Source organism: Pseudomonas lini, from assembly GCF_030812475.1.
GTDB lineage: Bacteria > Pseudomonadota > Gammaproteobacteria > Pseudomonadales > Pseudomonadaceae > Aquipseudomonas > Aquipseudomonas lini_A.
This window is the reverse complement of the sequence record NZ_JAUSSR010000011.1, coordinates 83,323-101,926: the sequence shown is the minus strand read 5'-3', so window position 1 is coordinate 101,926 and position 18,604 is coordinate 83,323. Positions and strand designations below refer to the sequence as shown.

Annotated in this window: 17 protein-coding genes; 9 read left to right on the top strand and 8 right to left on the bottom strand. The window is 59.3% G+C overall.

All coding sequences use genetic code 11. From position 1 onward, the window contains the following. The first annotated feature begins 29 nt into the window (after window positions 1–29). Window positions 30–338, top strand: a complete 309-nt coding sequence (locus J2W17_RS21305; protein ID WP_307338837.1) for a GIY-YIG nuclease family protein — start codon at window positions 30–32, stop codon at window positions 336–338. A 139-nt stretch (window positions 339–477) separates the two neighbouring features. Then, a complete protein-coding gene (locus J2W17_RS21300; RefSeq protein WP_307338834.1) occupies window positions 478–1,413 on the top strand; it encodes a glutathione S-transferase family protein in 936 nt (311 codons plus the stop codon). A gap of 152 nt (window positions 1,414–1,565) precedes the next feature. Here the strand turns inward: J2W17_RS21300 and J2W17_RS21295 are convergent, their stop codons facing one another. Then, entirely contained in the window at window positions 1,566–1,916 is a 351-nt protein-coding gene (locus tag J2W17_RS21295) for a glutaredoxin family protein (RefSeq protein WP_307338831.1), read from the bottom strand. Beyond that, complete coding sequence (gene yejK, locus J2W17_RS21290) at window positions 1,916–2,920, bottom strand: nucleoid-associated protein YejK (RefSeq protein WP_307338828.1); 1,005 nt, start codon at window positions 2,918–2,920, stop codon at window positions 1,916–1,918. The genes J2W17_RS21295 and yejK overlap by 1 nt, the downstream gene beginning before the upstream one ends. A gap of 451 nt (window positions 2,921–3,371) precedes the next feature. Here yejK and J2W17_RS21285 point away from each other — a divergent pair, with 451 nt between their 5' ends. After that, complete coding sequence (locus tag J2W17_RS21285) at window positions 3,372–3,653, top strand: HU family DNA-binding protein (protein ID WP_007905514.1); 282 nt, start codon at window positions 3,372–3,374, stop codon at window positions 3,651–3,653. 205 nt (window positions 3,654–3,858) lie between these two features. Here the strand turns inward: J2W17_RS21285 and rlmF are convergent, their stop codons facing one another. The 6 genes from rlmF to J2W17_RS21255 form a co-directional block, all read right to left on the bottom strand. Next, window positions 3,859–4,881: a 23S rRNA (adenine(1618)-N(6))-methyltransferase RlmF gene (gene rlmF / locus J2W17_RS21280; RefSeq protein WP_307338824.1), complete on the bottom strand. Its 1,023-nt coding sequence runs from the start codon at window positions 4,879–4,881 to the stop codon at window positions 3,859–3,861. 233 nt (window positions 4,882–5,114) lie between these two features. Then, window positions 5,115–5,594 (bottom strand): hypothetical protein, encoded by a 480-nt coding sequence (locus J2W17_RS21275; protein ID WP_307338821.1) that lies wholly within the window; start codon window positions 5,592–5,594, stop codon window positions 5,115–5,117. A gap of 245 nt (window positions 5,595–5,839) precedes the next feature. Next, complete coding sequence (locus tag J2W17_RS21270) at window positions 5,840–8,686, bottom strand: valine--tRNA ligase (protein ID WP_307338817.1); 2,847 nt, start codon at window positions 8,684–8,686, stop codon at window positions 5,840–5,842. 238 nt (window positions 8,687–8,924) lie between these two features. After that, window positions 8,925–9,308 carry a DNA polymerase III subunit chi gene (locus J2W17_RS21265; RefSeq protein WP_307338814.1) on the bottom strand — a complete coding sequence of 128 codons (384 nt, stop codon included), beginning with the start codon at window positions 9,306–9,308 and terminating at the stop codon, window positions 8,925–8,927. Between the two features lie 8 nt (window positions 9,309–9,316). Beyond that, window positions 9,317–9,745 (bottom strand): DNA polymerase III subunit chi, encoded by a 429-nt coding sequence (locus tag J2W17_RS21260; RefSeq protein WP_307338811.1) that lies wholly within the window; start codon window positions 9,743–9,745, stop codon window positions 9,317–9,319. 149 nt (window positions 9,746–9,894) lie between these two features. Next, window positions 9,895–11,385: a leucyl aminopeptidase gene (locus tag J2W17_RS21255; protein ID WP_307338808.1), complete on the bottom strand. Its 1,491-nt coding sequence runs from the start codon at window positions 11,383–11,385 to the stop codon at window positions 9,895–9,897. A gap of 380 nt (window positions 11,386–11,765) precedes the next feature. Between J2W17_RS21255 and lptF the strand changes: the two genes are divergently transcribed. The 6 genes from lptF to era all read left to right on the top strand — a co-directional run bounded on the left by lptF (window position 11,766) and on the right by era (window position 18,542). Continuing rightward, window positions 11,766–12,887 carry an LPS export ABC transporter permease LptF gene (lptF, locus tag J2W17_RS21250; protein WP_307338804.1) on the top strand — a complete coding sequence of 374 codons (1,122 nt, stop codon included), beginning with the start codon at window positions 11,766–11,768 and terminating at the stop codon, window positions 12,885–12,887. Next, entirely contained in the window at window positions 12,880–13,941 is a 1,062-nt protein-coding gene (gene lptG, locus J2W17_RS21245) for an LPS export ABC transporter permease LptG (protein ID WP_307338801.1), read from the top strand. The genes lptF and lptG overlap by 8 nt, the downstream gene beginning before the upstream one ends. A 172-nt stretch (window positions 13,942–14,113) precedes the next feature. Then, window positions 14,114–15,913 carry a translation elongation factor 4 gene (lepA, locus tag J2W17_RS21240; protein ID WP_042932348.1) on the top strand — a complete coding sequence of 600 codons (1,800 nt, stop codon included), beginning with the start codon at window positions 14,114–14,116 and terminating at the stop codon, window positions 15,911–15,913. A 5-nt stretch (window positions 15,914–15,918) separates the two neighbouring features. Next, the gene (lepB, locus tag J2W17_RS21235) at window positions 15,919–16,773 is read left to right on the top strand and encodes a signal peptidase I (protein ID WP_307338795.1); all 855 of its coding nucleotides are present in this window, start codon (window positions 15,919–15,921) and stop codon (window positions 16,771–16,773) included. A 184-nt stretch (window positions 16,774–16,957) separates the two neighbouring features. Then, the gene (gene rnc, locus J2W17_RS21230; RefSeq protein WP_150746886.1) at window positions 16,958–17,647 is read left to right on the top strand and encodes a ribonuclease III; all 690 of its coding nucleotides are present in this window, start codon (window positions 16,958–16,960) and stop codon (window positions 17,645–17,647) included. Then, on the top strand, window positions 17,640–18,542 hold the full coding sequence (era, locus tag J2W17_RS21225) for a GTPase Era (protein ID WP_307338791.1): 903 nt from the start codon (window positions 17,640–17,642) through the stop codon (window positions 18,540–18,542). The genes rnc and era overlap by 8 nt, the downstream gene beginning before the upstream one ends. Window positions 18,543–18,604 lie beyond the last annotated feature (62 nt).

The window sequence follows — 18,604 nt, the reverse complement described above, 5'->3', positions numbered from 1 at the left end:
CTTGTTTACTTTCCAGCCTTGATCGTTACATGACCAGCCTCAGCGAAAATCCTGTCGACGCCGATACCCCGGTGAGCAAATCCTGGTTCGTTTACCTCGTGCGCGCGGCCAACGGTTCGCTTTACTGCGGGGTCAGCGACGATCCGGTCCGCCGTTTTGCCACTCACCAGCGTGGCAAAGGCGCGCGGTTTTTCCTGTCCAGTCCGGCCGTGGCATTGGTGTACACCGAAGTATGCCGCGACAAAAGCGACGCTCTGCGGCAGGAGCGACTGATCAAAAAACTCAGGAAAAGCGCCAAGGAATGCCTGGTGGCGAGTGCCGCACGCGTACCCCTGTAGGAGCTGGCTTGTCGGATCCGACAAGCCGGCTCCTACAGGTCATCAATCTGACTGATAAGTTCTCATCAGGCAGATGGGTGGGCTGCGTGTGGATTGCGCGCTAAGCTGCGGACTCCATACCCGTGCGGCGGAGCCGAGCATGTCCGAGTTGATTCTTCATCATTACCCGACGTCCCCATTTTCCGAAAAGGCCCGCTTGTTGCTGGGCTTCAAGGGGCTGTCCTGGCGCTCGGTGAAGATTTCGCCGGTGATGCCGAAACCTGATCTGACGGCGTTGACCGGTGGCTATCGCAAGACGCCGGTGTTGCAGGTCGGCGCTGATATTTATTGCGACACTGCCCTGATCGCCCGCCGTCTGGAGCAGGAAAAAGCCTTGCCGGCGTTCTTTCCGGAAGGTCAGGAAATGATTGCCGCGACATTCGCGGCCTGGGCTGATTCGGTAGTATTCCAGCATGCGGTCAGCCTGGTGTTTCAACCGGAATCGATCGCCGTACGCTTCGGCAGCATGCCGCCGGAAGCGATCAAGGCATTCATCGCCGATCGCGCCGGGTTGTTCAGCGGTGGCAGCGCCACACGCTTGTCGGCCGAACAGGCCCGTCATCAATGGCCAACGATCATGGCGCGCCTGGAGCAGCAGCTGCAGCGCGAGCAGGGCGACTTCCTGTTCGGTGAGCCATCGATCGCCGACTTTGCCCTGGCGCATCCGTTGTGGTTCCTCAAGGCGACGCCCGTCACGTCACCCCTGGTCGATGCTTATCCGGTGGTCTCGGCGTGGCTGGGGCGCGTGCTGGGCTTCGGCCATGGTGCGTTCAGCGAGATGACGTCCGGGGAGGCATTGGAGATCGCGCGCAATGCCACGCCGGCGGCGTTGCCGGATGAGCAGTTTGATGAGCCGAACGGATTCGAGGCTGGCCAACAGGTCGTGATTGCCGCAACCGATTACGGCGTTGACCCGGTGGCCGGTGAATTGATGTTTGCGGGCTGCGAAGAATTGATCGTGCGTCGGGAAGATGACCGTGGCGGTGTGGTGCATGTGCACTTTCCACGGTTTGGATTCCGTATCGAAGCGCAGTAAGCGCCAACGCGGATCTCCGGCCCTGCACCGACCCCCTGTAGGAGCTGGCTTGCCAGCGAAGGCGTCCGTCCAGGCGATACATGTATCGACTGACCCACCGCTTTCGCTGGCAAGCCAGCTCCTACAGGGGGGGGCGGTGTCGTTCTTGAGGGTTATTTCAAGGCAGCAAGAATGGCATCCGGGTCATACCCGCGAATCAACGTCCCGTTCACATCGAGGATCGGAATCCCGCCGCCGCCCAGCGCCTCATAGGCCTTGCGCGCCTCGGCGTCCTTCTCGATATCGAATGCCTGGTATGGAATGCCTTTCTGATCGAGAAAGCGCCGGCTCAGCTTGCAGTAGCCACACCATTCGGTGGCATAGAGCACGACCTGGGCCTTGGCCTGAGTCTGCTCGGATACCACTTGTGACGGGTTGAACAGCCGCTCGATCTTGCCCGAGTGTTGGTACACCACAACCACCAGCAGGATCAGCAAACATTTCTTCAGGACCCCGGCCAGCATCAATTGCGGCGCTTGAGCTGGTCGGTGAGTTGGGTCGGCAGGCCTTTGATGATCAGCGTGCCGGCTTCTTCGTCGTATTCGATCTTCGAGCCCAGCAGGTGGGCTTCGAAGCTGATCGACAGGCCTTCGGCACGGCCCGTGAAGCGGCGGAACTGGTTCAGGGTGCGTTTATCCGCCGGGATTTCCGGGGACAGGCCGTAGTCCTTGTTGCGGATGTGATCGTAGAAGGCTTTCGGCCTTTCTTCGTCAATCAGCTCCGAGAGCTCTTCCAGGCCCATGGGTTCGCCCATTTTGGCCTGGCTGCTGGCGTAATCGACCAGGGTTTTGGTCTTCTCGCGAGCGGACTCTTCCGGCAGGTCTTCGCTTTCGACGAAGTCGCTGAACGCCTTGAGCAAGGTGCGGGTTTCGCCCGGACCGTCGACGCCTTCCTGGCAGCCGATGAAGTCGCGGAAATACTCCGAAACCTTTTTCCCGTTCTTGCCTTTGATGAACGAAATGTACTGCCTTGACTGCTTGTTGTTCTGCCACTCGGAGACGTTGATCCTCGCCGCCAGGTGCAACTGGCCCAGATCCAGGTGCCGGGACGGGGTCACGTCCAGCTGTTCGGTCACTGCGACGCCTTCACTGTGGTGCAGCAAGGCGATCGCCAGGTAATCGGTCATGCCTTGCTGGTAATGCGCGAACAGCACGTGGCCGCCCACGGAGAGGTTCGACTCTTCCATCAGCTTTTGCAGATGTTCCACCGCCACCCGGCTGAACGTCGTGAAATCCTTGCCGCCATCGAGGTACTCCTTCAGCCAGCCGCTGAACGGATGAGCCCCGGACTCGGCATGGAACAAACCCCAGGCCTTGCCTTGTTTGGCGTTGTAGCTCTCGTTGAGGTCGGCAAGCATGTTCTCGATGGCGCTCGACTCGGGCAGTTCTTCATTGCGGGCGTGGAGAACTGCAGGTGTGCCGTCGGGTTTTTTGTCGATCAGGTGGACGATGCAATGACGGATCGGCATGGGCTTCTCGGCTGATTGAAGAGGGGAGGGCGTGCTCCCCGAAAAAGCGCCCAGTGTACCGCAATCTCTGGTTTTGGCGCTGATACCCTGCCATGGCGCGCCCCCCTGCAGGAGCTGCCGAAGGCTGCGCCTACAGGGGGATGGAGGGCAATTGCGGGTCGTGGAACGGTGCTTATGCAGTTTTTTGCAGTTTTAGTGTAATAAAGCTGACCAAATGGGTAGCAAGAGGCGGATATTTCCCCGTCTCTGTGCTAGTTTTGCCCGGTCTTGCGCGAAGTCACTGCGTTAAGCGTGCATTCAGCATTTGTCAGGTCGAACCAAACCCTGATTTCGGTATCTATAACCCCGATCCCGTGGTTATTGGCCGAGGGTGCCAGATCCAGAAGATCGGGCTCGATGGCTGACACTGCACTCTGCAATCCATATGAATTTGATAGGGAAGGAACACTACATGGCTCTTACTAAAGACCAACTGATCGCCGACATCGCTGAAGCTATCGACGCGCCAAAAACCACCGCGCGTAACGCTCTGGACCAACTGGGCCAAATCGTTGCCGATCAGCTGGAAAACGGCGGCGAAATCACCTTGCCAGGTATCGGCAAGCTGAAAGTGACCGAGCGTCCTGCCCGTACTGGCCGCAACCCTTCGACTGGCGCTGCCATCGAAATCGCTGCCAAGAAAGTGATCAAGCTGGTTGTGGCCAAAGGCCTGACCGACGCTGTCAACAAGTAAGACTTGTTAAAAAACCGTGCATCGGAGCAATCCGGGCACGGTTTTTTTGTGTCTGCGATTTACGACTCACTCGCAAACACCTCCAAACCCACTGTGGGAGCGAGCCTGCTCGCGAAAGCGGTCTGACATTCAACAATGATTTTGAATGTTATGTCCCCTTCGCGAGCAGGCTCGCTCCCACAGTTGATCTGCGTCGATCTGTTGATCAGCTTTTGCGCGCCCAGCGTTCGCGCCAGACCTGTTGCTCGGATTTGGTCTGGAAGGTCCAGGCGACAAAGCGGCTTTGCTTCTGTCCCTGGGACATTTCCACCACCTGGCTTTCCAGTACGCCGGCCTTTTTCAGCGCGGTCTGGATCGCAGGCAGGTTTGAAGCCTTCGACACCAGTGTGCTGAACCAAAGCACTTTGTGCTGGAAGTGCGCGCTTTCGGCGATCAGTTGCGTCACGAAGCGTGCTTCGCCGCCTTCACACCACAATTCAGCCGACTGACCGCCAAAGTTCAGCACCGGCAACTTGCGTTTTGGATCGGCCCGGCCCAGCGCGCGCCATTTACGCTCGCTGCCCTTGGTAGCCTCGTCCATGGACGCGTGAAACGGTGGATTACACATCGTCAGGTCGAAGCGCTCGCCCGGCTCCAGCAGCCCCAGCAGAATGTGCTTTGGATTGCTTTGCTGACGCAGCTGGATAGCTTTGTTGAGCCCGTTCGATTGCACAATGGCCTTGGCGGCGGCTACGGCAGTCGGATCGATTTCCGAGCCGAGGAAGTGCCAGCGATAGTCGCTGTAGCCGATCAACGGATAGACGCAGTTGGCGCCCATGCCGATATCGAGCACCTTGACCGGCGCACCCCGAGGGATCTCGCCATCGTTGACGCTGGCCAACAGGTCGGCCAGGAAGTGTACATAGTCCGCGCGACCCGGAACCGGGGGGCAGAGGTAGTCGGCCGGGATGTCCCAATGGGCAATGCCGTAGAACGATTTGAGCAGCGCCCGGTTGAACACCCGCACCGCGTCGGGGCTGGCGAAGTCGATGCTTTCCTTGCCATACGGATTGATGATCACGAACTGCGCCAGTTCCGGCGTGGTCTTGATCAACGCCGGGAAGTCGTAACGACCCTGATGGCGGTTGCGCGGATGCAGGCTGGCCTTCTCGCGCGGTTCCACGGCTTTGGCTGGAGTCGCGGATTTGGGCTTGGTGCGCGGGGCTTTGGGTTTGCTAGGGGCGGTCATGGGATGTCGATTCAGGATTTGCTCAAATTGGCGGGTATTGTCCCACATATGAGCTCGTGGCGCGGTGGATCGAATTCACCCACACCAGGATAAGCGGCTTCCCCTGGCATTGTCAGGGCTCAATAGGTGGTACCTGAAAAGGGCTGACTACCGCAACTTTCGTTTGATGTCAGCCCTCGACATGTTGACAGAATTGTTGTGAAGATAAGCGATTGTTGTTTTACAGAGGTCTGTCAGATTTCATCTGGATGACTCAGGTAAGGCACATTGCGCTCCAGAATCTTCAGCTCAAAACGTAAGATACGTTGCCCTTCGAGCATGACTCTCTTGGGTTCGTTCCCCCAGACAAACTCGGTTTTCAATACTTTTCCGCTTCGGGTTTGCAGGCCTATCATTTCATTGTCTGTATCAAGATCATCAAGTGTCAGAATTTTTCCGTTTTCGTCGATGATATTGAAAGTCGTCGTATCGCTTGTAGTACTGGTTGTGAAAAAGTTATCGATTCGATCGATTGTTCTTCCGAAATGATCACCTTCAGAGCGTATATAGAGGGTGTAAGTGCTGCCTTCGCATCGGAAATACAAAACGTCTGCTACGCCATTGTTAGCTTGACCCCAAACCGGAACTGTATTGCCGGACCGTGAAATGATCGCCGCCGGTTTTCCGTAAAAGGTCAATGTTGCGAGAAATGATTTCTGTCGATTGGTGCTCATACTGTCAGTCCCTTGTCAGTGTTTTTCATATGCGTGTGGTTTTAACGTTGTTGCGGTAGACAGGCTATCGCTTTTAAATGAGAGGGTGGATATCCAATTGTTATTAGTTGTTTATAGCGAACGGCCTCAAGGTCAAATGTGATGCAGGTGTTGAAAACCAATCAATATTCAAACGTCAAATGAATATCCAAAAAAAACGCCCCGTTAATCGGAGCGTTTTGGTTTGCAACTAATTTTCAAGATTATTACAAGCTGGCAATCCGCGCATGTTGCTCGGCCAGTTTGCCCAAAGCCTGTTCCGCTTCAGCCAGTTTGGCGCGTTCCTTCTCAATGACTTCGGCCGGCGCCTTGTCAACGAAGCCGGCGTTGGACAGCTTGCCGCCGACGCGCTGAACTTCACCCTGCAGACGCAGGATTTCCTTGTCCAGACGAGCCAGTTCGGCGTCTTTGTCGATCAGGCCGGCCATCGGCACCAGCACTTCCATCTCGCCCACCAGTGCGGTGGCGGACAGCGGTGCTTCTTCGCCAGCCTTGAGAACGGTGATCGACTCCAGGCGCGCCAGCTTCTTCAGCAGCGCTTCGTTCTCGGTGAGGCGACGCTGATCTTCGGCACTGACGTTCTTCAGGAACAGGTTCAGCGGCTTGCCCGGACCGATGTTCATTTCGCCACGGATGTTACGCGTGCCGAGCATCAGGCCCTTGAGCCATTCGATGTCGTCTTCGGCGCCCTGGTCGATGCGTGCTTCGTTAGCCACTGGCCACGGTTGCAGCATGATCGTCTTGCCTTCGATACCGGCCAGCGGCGCGACGCGCTGCCAGATTTCCTCGGTAATGAACGGCATGAACGGGTGCGCCAGACGCAACGCGACTTCCAGTACGCGAACCAGCGTGCGGCGAGTGCCGCGCTGACGTTCGACCGGTGCATTTTCATCCCACAGCACAGGCTTGGACAATTCCAGGTACCAGTCGCAATACTGGTTCCAGATGAACTCGTACAAGGCTTGTGCCGCCAGGTCGAAGCGGAACTGGTCCAGCTGACGAGTCACTTCGGCTTCGGTACGTTGCAGCTGCGAAATGATCCAGCGATCCGCCAACGACAGCTCGTAGGCTTCGCCGTTCTGGCCGCAGTCTTCGCCCTTGTCCAGCACGTAGCGTGCAGCGTTCCAGATCTTGTTGCAGAAGTTGCGATAGCCTTCGACGCGGCCCATGTCGAACTTGATGTCGCGACCGGTGGAGGCCAGCGAGCAGAAGGTGAAACGCAGGGCGTCGGTGCCGTAGCTGGCGATGCCGTCGGCGAACTCGTCGCGGGTCTGCTTCTCGATCTTCTTCGCCAGCTTCGGCTGCATCATGCCGGAGGTGCGTTTCTGCACCAGCTCTTCCAGCTCGATGCCGTCGATGATGTCCAGCGGGTCAAGGACGTTGCCCTTGGACTTGGACATCTTCTGACCCTGGCCGTCGCGTACCAGGCCGTGCACGTAAACGGTCTTGAACGGAACCTGCGGCGTGCCGTCTTCGTTCTTCACCAGGTGCATGGTGAGCATGATCATCCGGGCAACCCAGAAGAAAATGATGTCGAAACCGGTCACCAGCACGTCGGTGGAGTGGAATTTCTTCAGGAATTCGGTCTGCTCCGGCCAGCCGAGGGTGGAGAAGGTCCACAGGCCCGAACTGAACCAGGTGTCGAGAACGTCATTGTCCTGTTGCAGCGCAACGTCCGGGCCGAGGTTGTTCTTGGCCCGTACTTCGGCTTCGTCGCGACCGACGTAGACCTTGCCCGACTCGTCGTACCACGCCGGAATCCGGTGGCCCCACCACAGCTGACGGCTGATGCACCAGTCCTGGATGTCGCGCATCCACGAGAAGTACATGTTTTCGTACTGTTTTGGCACGAACTGGATGCGGCCGTCTTCGACCGCTGCGATGGCCGGCTCGGCCAGTGGCTTGGTGGACACGTACCACTGGTCGGTCAGCCACGGCTCGATGATGGTGCCGGAGCGATCGCCTTTGGGCACTTTCAGGCCGTGATCGTCGACACTGACCAGCAGGCCGGCGGCTTCGAATGCTGCAACGATCTGTTTGCGTGCTTCGAAACGGTCCAGACCGGCGTATTCGGCCGGAAGCTTGCCGTCGACGTCGGTGTTCAGCGTGCCGTCCAGGTTGAACACCTGGGCTGCAGGCAGAACGTTGGCGTTCTTGTCGAAGATGTTCAGCAGCGGCAGGTTGTGGCGCTTGCCGACTTCGTAGTCGTTGAAATCGTGGGCCGGGGTGATTTTCACGCAGCCGGTGCCGAATTCGGGGTCGCAGTAATCGTCGGCGATGATCGGGATGCGGCGGCCAACCAGCGGCAGCTCGACAAATTGGCCGATCAGGGCCTTGTAGCGTTCATCGTTCGGGTTAACGGCCACGGCGGCGTCGCCGAGCATGGTTTCCGGGCGAGTGGTCGCGACGATCAGGTAATCATTGCCTTCAGCGGTCTTGGCGCCGTCGGCCAGCGGGTACTTCAGGTTCCACAGGAAGCCTTTCTCATCGTGGTTTTCCACTTCGAGGTCGGAAATCGCCGTGTGCAACTTGGTGTCCCAGTTGACCAGGCGCTTGCCGCGATAGATCAGGCCGTCTTCGTGCAGGCGCACGAACGCTTCTTTAACCGCTTCCGAGAGACCGTCGTCCATGGTGAAGCGCTCACGGCTCCAGTCCACCGACGAGCCGAGGCGGCGGATCTGACGGCTGATGTTGCCGCCGGACTGATCCTTCCATTCCCAGACTTTCTCGAGGAATTTCTCGCGGCCGAGGTCGTGACGGTTCTGGCCCTGGGCTTCGAGTTGACGCTCCACCAGCATTTGCGTGGCGATACCGGCGTGGTCGGTGCCCGGCTGCCACAGGGTGTTGCGACCCTGCATGCGGCGGAAGCGGATCAGGGCGTCCATGATCGCGTTGTTGAAGCCGTGACCCATGTGCAGGCTGCCGGTGACGTTCGGCGGCGGGATCATGATGGTGTAGGACTCGCCCGCGCCTTGCGGGGCGAAGTAATTTTCTGACTCCCAGGTGTTGTACCAGGAAGTTTCAATGGCGTGCGGCTGGTAGGTCTTATCCATGCGCGGCGGGACCCTATTGGCATTTATTCAGGAAAAGCCGGCAAGTATAGCGGGGCATGGGGCAGAGGGCGAGTTGATCACGGGGTGAGCTGACTATCAGCCATTGCACAAAAACAATGTGGGAGCCGGGCTTGCTCGCGAAGGCAGCCTGTCATCCAACACAAATGTTGAATGTCACTGCCTCTTCGCGAGCAAGTCGAATCGTCGCACCGCCGCTCCCACATTGGAATGGTGGTGTCTATTCGTATTGGCTGAGCAACCGATCCATCCGCGCAGCGAGCCGCCGTTTGATTTCGGTTTCGATGTGCGGGGCGAAGTCGTCGATCACGTCTTGCATGATCAGCATGGCGGCGGAGCGCAGTTCGCCATCCAGATGCAGCAGGGCGTCCTGGCCTTTATCGGCCGCAGGTGAGGGCTCGGCGGCCGGGGTGGGTGGTGTCGGTTCGGCCGCAGGCTGGGACGCGCTGACCGCATCGAACAACATCGGAATCTGTTCCCGGTCATCGTCCTCGACCGTATCGGTCAGCAGGGGCGGTTGTAGGTTGTCGTCGCCCAGCAGTTGCCGGATCGACTCGAGGTCGTCCAGCAGGTGCGCGGACTGTTGCTGTTTTGGAGTGTCCATCGGAATGCTCAGAGTCGCTGTAGACGGTGATCTTGCAGAGGATAGCCCTGTTCGCGGTAGAAGCGGAAACTCTCCCGCGCGGCCTGACGAATCGTCGGATCTTCAACCACCACTTCCGCCACGCGAGCGAATTGCCCGGCGAAGGTCGGGACTGTCAGGTCGAGGTTGAGCAGCAGATCCTGGTGCGGACCGCAGTCATCGCCCAGGCCCAGCACGATCACACCATCCGGCTCGCTTTCGGCGGGGCCGTGCGGCACGAAGCTTTCGCCCTTGAAAGCCCACAGGCGCGCATCGAGATCGTCACGCTGGGCGGCATCGCTGCAGTGCAGGTAGATGCGGTGGCCCATGCGCCAGGCTTTCTCGGTGAGCTTGCAGGCGAAATCCAGGCGCGCCGACGGATCGGCGCTGGGCAGGATATAGAAGTCGACTTTGGTCATTGCGGTTCCTGGAATCAACTTCCGCGGAATCTGCAGGAGCGAGCTTGCTCGCGAAGGTCGTCAACGATTACGCGGGAAACCAGGTTCATCGCGGTGATCTTGAGTTTTTCGCGAGCAAGCTCGCTCCTACAGTGGTCAGTGAGCGATATTCAGGCTTTGGCGCGGTCCAGCAGGTATTGGGTCAGCAGGGGAACCGGACGACCAGTGGCGCCCTTGTCCTTGCCGCCGCTGGTCCAGGCCGTGCCGGCGATGTCCAGGTGCGCCCAGTTCAGGTTCTTGGTGAAACGCGACAGGAAGCAGGCCGCGGTGATGGTGCCGGCTTTCGGACCGCCAATGTTGGCGATGTCAGCGAACGGGCTGTCCAGCTGTTCCTGGTACTCATCGAACAACGGCAGTTGCCAGGCGCGGTCGTCGGCGGACTGGCCGGCGCGCAATAGTTGGCCGATCAATTCGTCGTTGTTGCCCAGCAGGCCCGAGGTATGGGAGCCCAGAGCGACGACGCAGGCGCCGGTCAGGGTGGCGATGTCGATGACCGCTTGCGGCTTGAAACGCTCGGAGTAGGTCAGGGCATCGCACAGCACCAGACGGCCTTCGGCGTCGGTGTTGAGGATTTCCACGGTCTGGCCGCTCATAGTGGTGACGATGTCGCCAGGACGCGCAGCGTTGCCGCTCGGCATGTTCTCGGCGCAGGCCAGGATGCACACCAGGTTGATCGGCAGCTTCAGTTCGAGCACGGCACGCAGGGTGCCGAAGACGCTGGCGGCGCCGCCCATGTCGTACTTCATTTCATCCATGCCGGCACCGGGTTTCAGGCTGATGCCGCCGGTGTCGAAGGTGATGCCCTTGCCGACCAGTGCGTACGGTTTCTCGGATTTCTTTCCGCCGTTGTACTGCATGACGATCAGGCGCGGTGGCTGGGCACTGCCCTGGCCAACGGCATAGAACGAGCCCATGCCCAGGTCCTTGATCTTCTTCTCATCGAGGACTTCGACTTTCAGGCTCTTGAATTCCTTGCCCAGGCTCTTCGCCTGTTCACCGAGGAAGGTCGGGTGGCAAATGTTCGGCGGCAAGTTGCCCAGGTTGCGGGTAAACGCCATGCCATTGGCGATGGCGGTGGCATGGGCCACGGCGCGCTCGACTTCGGCCTGGGCTGCCTTGATGGTCACCAGGGTGACTTTCTTCAGGGCGCGGGGCTCGGCTTTCTGGCTCTTGAACTGATCGAAGGTATATTCGCCGTCCACCAGGGTTTCGGCCAGCAGGCGGGTCTTGCCATAGCTGTCGCGGCCCTTGACCACGATTTCATCCAGGGCGAGCACGGCATCGTTGCCGCCCAGGCCCTTGAGGGTGTTGAGAATGCCGGCGACGATTTTGCGGAACGGGCGGTCGCCCAGCTCTTCGTCCTTGCCCACGCCCACCAGCAACACACGCTCGGCCTTGAGGTTCGGCACGCTGTGCAACAACAGGCTCTGACCGACCTTGCCGGCCAGGTCGCCACGCTTGAGCACCGCGCTGATGGTGCCGCCGCTCAGTTCGTCGAGTTGGCGGGCGGTGGCGCCGAGCTTGCGGTCTTCGCCGACGGCGACCACCAGAGTGGCGGTCTTCAACGTTTCTGGGCTAACGCTTTTTACAACCAGTTCCATGTCCGGGTCCCTGAATGATGGGTCAACAACGCAAGCGTATGAACTTGCTTATAAATAGAAAGACGCAAGACGCGGTCTGCGACAAAGGCCGCAGTTTGAACCTCGCTACGGGCGCCTGACAACCCTTGGCCCTACGATTGTAGGAGCGAGCCTGCTCGCGAAAAAACCAAGACCGCCGTGGGGGGCCAGGAGGCCCGCGTTATCGTTGATGTCCATCGCGAGCGAGCTCGCTCCTACACGCACGACCGCACCATTGCGCCGTGACAGGCGCACCCAATCACAGGATAATGCGCCAACTTTTTCGGCGGCTCTGCCCTGCGGGCCGTCTGATACGTTTGCTTGTTTGGCCGCCTTAGCCTGACAACCCTGGAGTGTCTGGTTTGATTGTCTTTCGTTATCTGTCTCGAGAAGTCCTGTTGACCTTGAGCGCCGTCAGTGCGGTGCTGCTGGTCATCATCATGAGTGGACGCTTCATCAAATACCTCGCCCAGGCGGCTGCCGGCCTTCTGGATCCAGGCTCGCTGTTTCTGATCATGGGTTTTCGCCTGCCGGGTTTTTTGCAGTTGATTCTGCCGTTGGGCCTGTTCCTGGGGATTCTGCTGTCTTACGGTCGTTTGTACCTTGAAAGCGAAATGACCGTACTGTCGGCCACCGGCATGAGCCAGCAGCGGCTGTTGGCAATGACGTTGTTTCCGGCGACCCTGGTGGCATTGGTGGTGGCGTGGCTCAGCCTGAGCCTGGCGCCGCAAGGGGCCAATCAGTTCCAGTTGCTGCTGAACAAGCAGGATGCCCTGACCGAGTTCGATACCCTCGAGCCCGGCCGTTTCCAGGCGTTGCGCGACGGAACGCGGGTGACCTACACCGAAACGCTGTCGGATGACCGCATCAACCTCGGCGGCGTCTTCATTTCGCAGAAGAACATCTCGACGGAGAACAAGAAGGATCGCGGCATTTCCGTGCTGGTGGCCGAGAACGGGCGCCAGGAAATCCGCGCCGACGGCAACCGCTACCTGATTCTCGAAAACGGCTATCGCTATGACGGTAATCCGGGTCAGGCCGACTACCGGGCGATCAAGTATGACGAGTACGGCGTATTGCTGCCCAAGCCGGACGTCAGCGATGAAGTCACCGACCGTGACGCGATGCCCACCGGCTCCCTGCTGGGCAGCGACGACATTCGTTCCCGCACCGAATTGCAGTGGCGTCTGTCGTTGCCGTTGCTGGTGTTCATCGTGACCCTGATGGCCGTGCCGCTGTCCCGGGTCAATCCGCGCCAGGGGCGTTTCCTCAAGCTGCTGCCGGCGATTCTTCTTTATATGGCCTACCTGTCGATCCTGATTGCCGCTCGCGGCGCCCTCGAGAAGGGCAAGATACCGCCGGCGCTGGGGTTGTGGTGGGTGCATGCGATTTTCCTGGTCATCGGCCTGGGCCTGCTCTATTGGGAGCCACTGCGCTTGAAAATGGCAAGTCGCCGCAGCGCGCTGGAGGTGGCCCGTGGTTAAGCTCGATCGCTACATCGGCAGCAGTGTGTTCATGGCAATCCTGGCCGTGCTGGGGATCATTCTCGGCCTGGCGACGCTGTTCGCCTTTATCGACGAGATGAGTGACGTCAGCGATACCTACACTCTGGTCGATGTCTTGAGCTACGTGCTGCTGACCGCGCCGCGCCGTCTTTACGACATGTTGCCGATGGCGGCGTTGATCGGATGCCTGATCGGCCTCGGCAGCCTGGCCAGTCACAGCGAACTGACGATCATGCGCGCGGCGGGGGTGTCGGTCGGGCGGATCGTCTGGGCGGTCATGAAGCCGATGCTGGTGCTGATGGTCGTGGGACTGCTGATTGGCGAGTACGTCGCTCCGGCGACGGAAGTCACTGCCCAGGCCAATCGTTCCCTGGCCCAGGGCAGCGGCGATGCGCAAAGCGCCAAGCACGGCCTGTGGCACCGCCAGGGTGACGAGTTCATTCATGTCAACTCGGTGCAGCCCAACGGCCTGCTGTATGGCGTGACCCGTTATCGCTTCGATGATCAACGCCACATCCTGTCTTCGAGCTTCGCCAAGCGCGCGGAATTCGACAAGGATCACTGGCAGCTGAGCGACGTCACGACCACGTTGTTCCATGAAAAGAGCACCGAAGTGGTGACGGCCCCGGTCGAGCGCTGGAACGTGGCACTCAGCCCGCAATTGCTCAGCACGGTGGTGATGTCCCCCGATTCGCTGTCGATCACCGGCCTGTGGGGTTACATCCACTACCTGGCTGACCAGGGCCTGAACAATGGTCGTTATTGGCTGGCTTTTTGGGTCAAGGTATTGCAGCCGCTGGTCACCGCGGCCCTGGTGCTGATGGCGATTTCCTTCATCTTCGGTCCATTGCGTTCGGTGACCCTCGGTCAGCGGGTGTTCACCGGTGTGCTGGTGGGCTTTACCTTCCGCATCGTCCAGGATCTGCTGGGGCCTTCGAGCCTGGTGTTCGGTTTTCCGCCGCTCCTTGCGGTGCTGTTGCCGGCCAGTATTTGCGCCCTGGCCGGGCTCTGGCTGCTGCGCCGGGCCGGCTGATTGCGGGTATTTCCCGCGCTGGTCGATGACAAAAAAACGCCCCTGCCGCAAAGCCGGGGCGTTTTTGTACATGCCGTCCGACCTGCAAACGTGACGCTTGCGCCGTGGATCAGGTACAATTCCCGGCTATTTTTCGGCGGGCTATGCCTGCAGCCTTTTTGAGTGTTGATCCGTGAGTGATTTGAGTCATATCCGCAATTTCTCCATCATCGCCCACATTGACCATGGCAAGTCGACGCTGGCCGATCGCTTCATCCAGATGTGCGGCGGCCTTGCCGAGCGCGAAATGGAAGCCCAGGTACTGGACTCCATGGACCTGGAACGTGAACGCGGGATCACCATCAAGGCCCACAGCGTCACCCTGTACTACACCGCTCGCGATGGCATCAAGTATCAGCTGAACTTCATCGACACCCCGGGCCACGTCGACTTCACCTACGAAGTCAGCCGCTCGCTGGCGGCCTGTGAAGGTGCGTTGCTGGTGGTCGATGCCGGCCAGGGCGTGGAAGCGCAGTCGGTTGCCAACTGCTACACGGCGATCGAGCAGGGCCTGGAAGTCATGCCCGTGCTGAACAAGATCGACCTGCCGCAGGCCGACCCGGACCGCGTCAAGGAAGAAATCGAGAAGATCATCGGCATCGATGCCACCGATGCGGTCGAGTGCAGCGCCAAGACCGGCCTAGGCGTCGACGAAGTGCTCGAACGTCTGGTTCACACCATTCCCGCGCCGACCGGCAACTACGAAGATCCGCTGCAAGCGTTGATCATCGACTCCTGGTTCGACAACTACCTGGGCGTTGTGTCCCTGGTACGCGTGCGTCATGGCCGTGTGAAAAAGGGCGACAAGATTCTGGTCAAGTCCACCGGCAAGATCCACCTGGTGGACAGCGTCGGTGTGTTCAACCCGAAACACACCGCCACCGTCGACCTGAAGGCTGGCGAAGTGGGCTTCATCATCGCCGGCATCAAGGACATTCACGGTGCGCCGGTGGGTGACACCCTGACCTTGAGCTCCACCCCCGATGTTGACGTGCTGCCCGGCTTCAAACGCATTCAGCCGCAGGTTTACGCCGGCCTGTTCCCGGTCAGCTCCGACGACTTCGAAGACTTCCGCGAAGCCCTGCAAAAGCTCACGCTCAACGACTCGTCCCTGCAGTACACCCCGGAAAGCTCCGACGCCCTGGGCTTCGGCTTCCGTTGCGGGTTCCTCGGCATGTTGCACATGGAGATCATCCAGGAGCGCCTGGAGCGCGAGTACGACCTGGACCTGATCACCACGGCGCCGACGGTGATTTTCGAGCTGTTGCTGAAAACCGGTGAAACGATTTACGTCGATAACCCGTCCAAGCTCCCGGACCTGTCCTCGATCGAAGACATGCGTGAGCCGATCGTGCGGGCCAATATTCTTGTGCCGCAAGAGCACCTGGGCAACGTCATTACCCTGTGTATCGAAAAGCGTGGCGTGCAGCACGACATGCTGTTCCTCGGTACCCAGGTCCAGGTGACCTACGATCTGCCGATGAACGAAGTGGTGCTGGACTTCTTCGACCGTCTGAAATCCACCAGCCGCGGCTATGCTTCGCTGGACTACCATTTCGACCGTTATCAATCGGCTAATCTGGTGAAACTGGATGTGCTGATCAACGGTGACAAGGTCGACGCCCTGGCGCTGATCGTGCACAAGGATAACGCGCACTACAAAGGTCGCCAGTTGACCGAGAAGATGAAAGAACTGATTCCGCGCCAGATGTTCGACGTCGCGATCCAGGCCGCCATTGGTGGGCAGATCATTGCGCGGACATCGGTCAAGGCACTCAGAAAGAACGTATTGGCCAAATGCTACGGCGGTGACGTTAGCCGTAAGAAAAAACTGCTGGAGAAGCAGAAGGCCGGTAAGAAACGCATGAAGCAAGTCGGCAACGTGGAAATTCCACAAGAAGCCTTCCTTGCAGTGCTCAGGTTGGATAGTTAGGTCCTATGTCACTAAATTTCCCGCTGTTGCTGGTCATCGCCGTGTTCGTCTGCGGCCTGTTGGCGTTGCTCGATCTGGTTTTCCTGGCGCCGCGTCGGCGTGCGGCCATTGCCTCCTATCAGGGCAGCGTCAGCCAGCCTGACGGGTTGGTGGTCGAGAAACTGAACAAAGAGCCGCTGCTGGTCGAATACGGCAAGTCGTTCTTCCCGGTGTTGTTCATCGTGCTGGTACTGCGTTCGTTCCTGGTGGAACCGTTCCAGATTCCTTCCGGCTCGATGAAACCGACCCTGGACGTTGGCGACTTCATTCTGGTGAACAAGTTTTCCTACGGGATCCGCTTGCCGGTGATCGACAGGAAAATCATCGATGTCGGTGATCCGCAGCGCGGCGATGTGATGGTGTTCCGCTACCCTAGCGATCCGAACGTCAACTACATCAAGCGTGTCGTGGGCCTGCCGGGTGACCAGATTCGCTATACCGCCGACAAGCGCCTGTTCGTCAACGGCGAATCGATTGCCGAACAACTGGTCGGCTCCGAGCCGGGAACGCTGGGCAGCGCCGAGCTCTACAAGGAAAAACTCGGTGTCGCCGAGCATTTGATCCGCAAGGAGATGAGCCGCTACCGCGCTGCTCCGGACCATTCGTGGACCGTGCCCGCCGGCCACTACTTCATGATGGGCGACAACCGCGACAACTCGAACGACAGTCGCTTCTGGGATGATCCGAGCATTCCCAAGGATCTGCTGGGCATGGTTCCCGACAAGAATATCGTCGGCAAGGCCTTCGCGGTCTGGATGAGCTGGCCGGAACCCAAACTCAGTCACCTGCCGAATTTCTCGCGGGTCGGGCTGATCAAGTAATCACACACGGCGCTGTTGAACACAGCGCCGAATGCATTTCTGGAACCGGTACAATCGGCCCCCGAAGCATGAAAACAATGATATTCAGGACGTAATTTTTGAACACAGCGTTAATTGTCCCAAGCCTGCGCCGCACCCTGGCGATGGCGGTGGAATCCAGCCACGAACTCAGCGTGGGTACACCGTGAGCGTCTCCTTAAGCCGTCTCGAGCGTCAGCTCGGCTACACCTTCAAGGACCAGGAACTGATGGTCCTGGCCCTGACTCACCGCAGCTTTGCCGGGCGCAACAACGAACGTCTGGAATTCCTCGGTGATGCCATCCTCAACTTCGTCGCCGGCGAGGCGCTGTTCGATCGCTTCCCGCTGGCCCGCGAAGGCCAGCTGTCGCGTTTGCGCGCCCGCCTGGTGAAAGGCGAGACCCTGGCCGTGCTGGCCCGCGGTTTCGATCTGGGCGAGTACCTGCGCCTGGGTTCCGGCGAGTTGAAAAGCGGCGGATTCCGTCGTGAGTCGATTCTGGCCGATGCCCTGGAAGCGCTGATTGGCGCGATCTACCTGGACGCCGGCATGGAGATGGCGCGCGAGCGCGTACTGGCCTGGCTGGCCGGGGAGTTCGAAGGCCTGACGCTGGTCGATACCAACAAAGATCCGAAAACCCGCCTGCAGGAATTTCTGCAGTCCCGGGGTTGTGAGCTGCCGCGTTACGAAGTGGTGGATATCCAGGGTGAGCCGCATTGCCGGACGTTCTTCGTCGAATGTGAAATCACCTTACTGAATGAAAAAAGCCGAGGTCAGGGTGTGAGTCGTCGTATTGCCGAACAGGTAGCGGCCGCCGCAGCACTGATTGCCCTGGGTGTGGAGAATGGCAATGACTGATTCAAATGCAACTCGCTGTGGCTATGTTGCCATCGTCGGCCGTCCCAACGTGGGCAAGTCCACGCTGCTGAACCACATCCTCGGCCAGAAGCTCGCGATCACCTCGCGCAAGCCGCAGACCACCCGCCACAACATGCTCGGGATCAAGACCGAAGGCGACGTGCAAGCGATCTACGTTGACACCCCGGGCATGCACAAGGGTGGCGAAAAGGCGCTGAACCGCTACATGAACAAGACCGCTTCGGCGGCGTTGAAAGACGTTGACGTGGTGATCTTCGTGGTTGACCGCACCAAGTGGACCGATGAAGACCAGATGGTCCTCGAGCGCGTGCAGTACGTCACCGGCCCGCTGATCGTTGCGTTGAACAAGACCGATCGCATCGAAGACAAATCCGAGCTGATGCCGCACCTGACCTGGTTGCAGGAACAGCTGCCGAACGCGCAGATCATGCCGATCTCGGCCCAGCACGGGCACAATCTCGACGCGCTGGAGCGGGTGATTGCCGGTTACCTGCCGGAAAACGATCACTTCTTCCCGGAAGACCAGATCACCGACCGCAGCAGCCGCTTCCTTGCCGCCGAGCTGGTGCGCGAGAAAATCATGCGCCAGTTGGGCGCCGAGCTGCCGTACCAGATCACCGTGGAAATCGAAGAGTTCAAACAGCAGGGGAAAACCCTGCATATCCACGCGTTGATCCTCGTCGAACGTGACGGCCAGAAGAAGATCATCATTGGCGACAAGGGCGAGCGCATCAAGCGCATCGGCACCGAGGCGCGCAAGGACATGGAGCTGCTGTTCGACTCCAAGATCATGCTCAACCTGTGGGTCAAGGTTAAGGGCGGCTGGTCCGACGACGAGCGCGCTTTGCGTTCGCTGGGTTATGGCGACCTGTAACACCGGTTCCTGATACACCGAAGTACCCCTGTGGGAGCGAGCCTGCTCGCGATAGCGGCCTG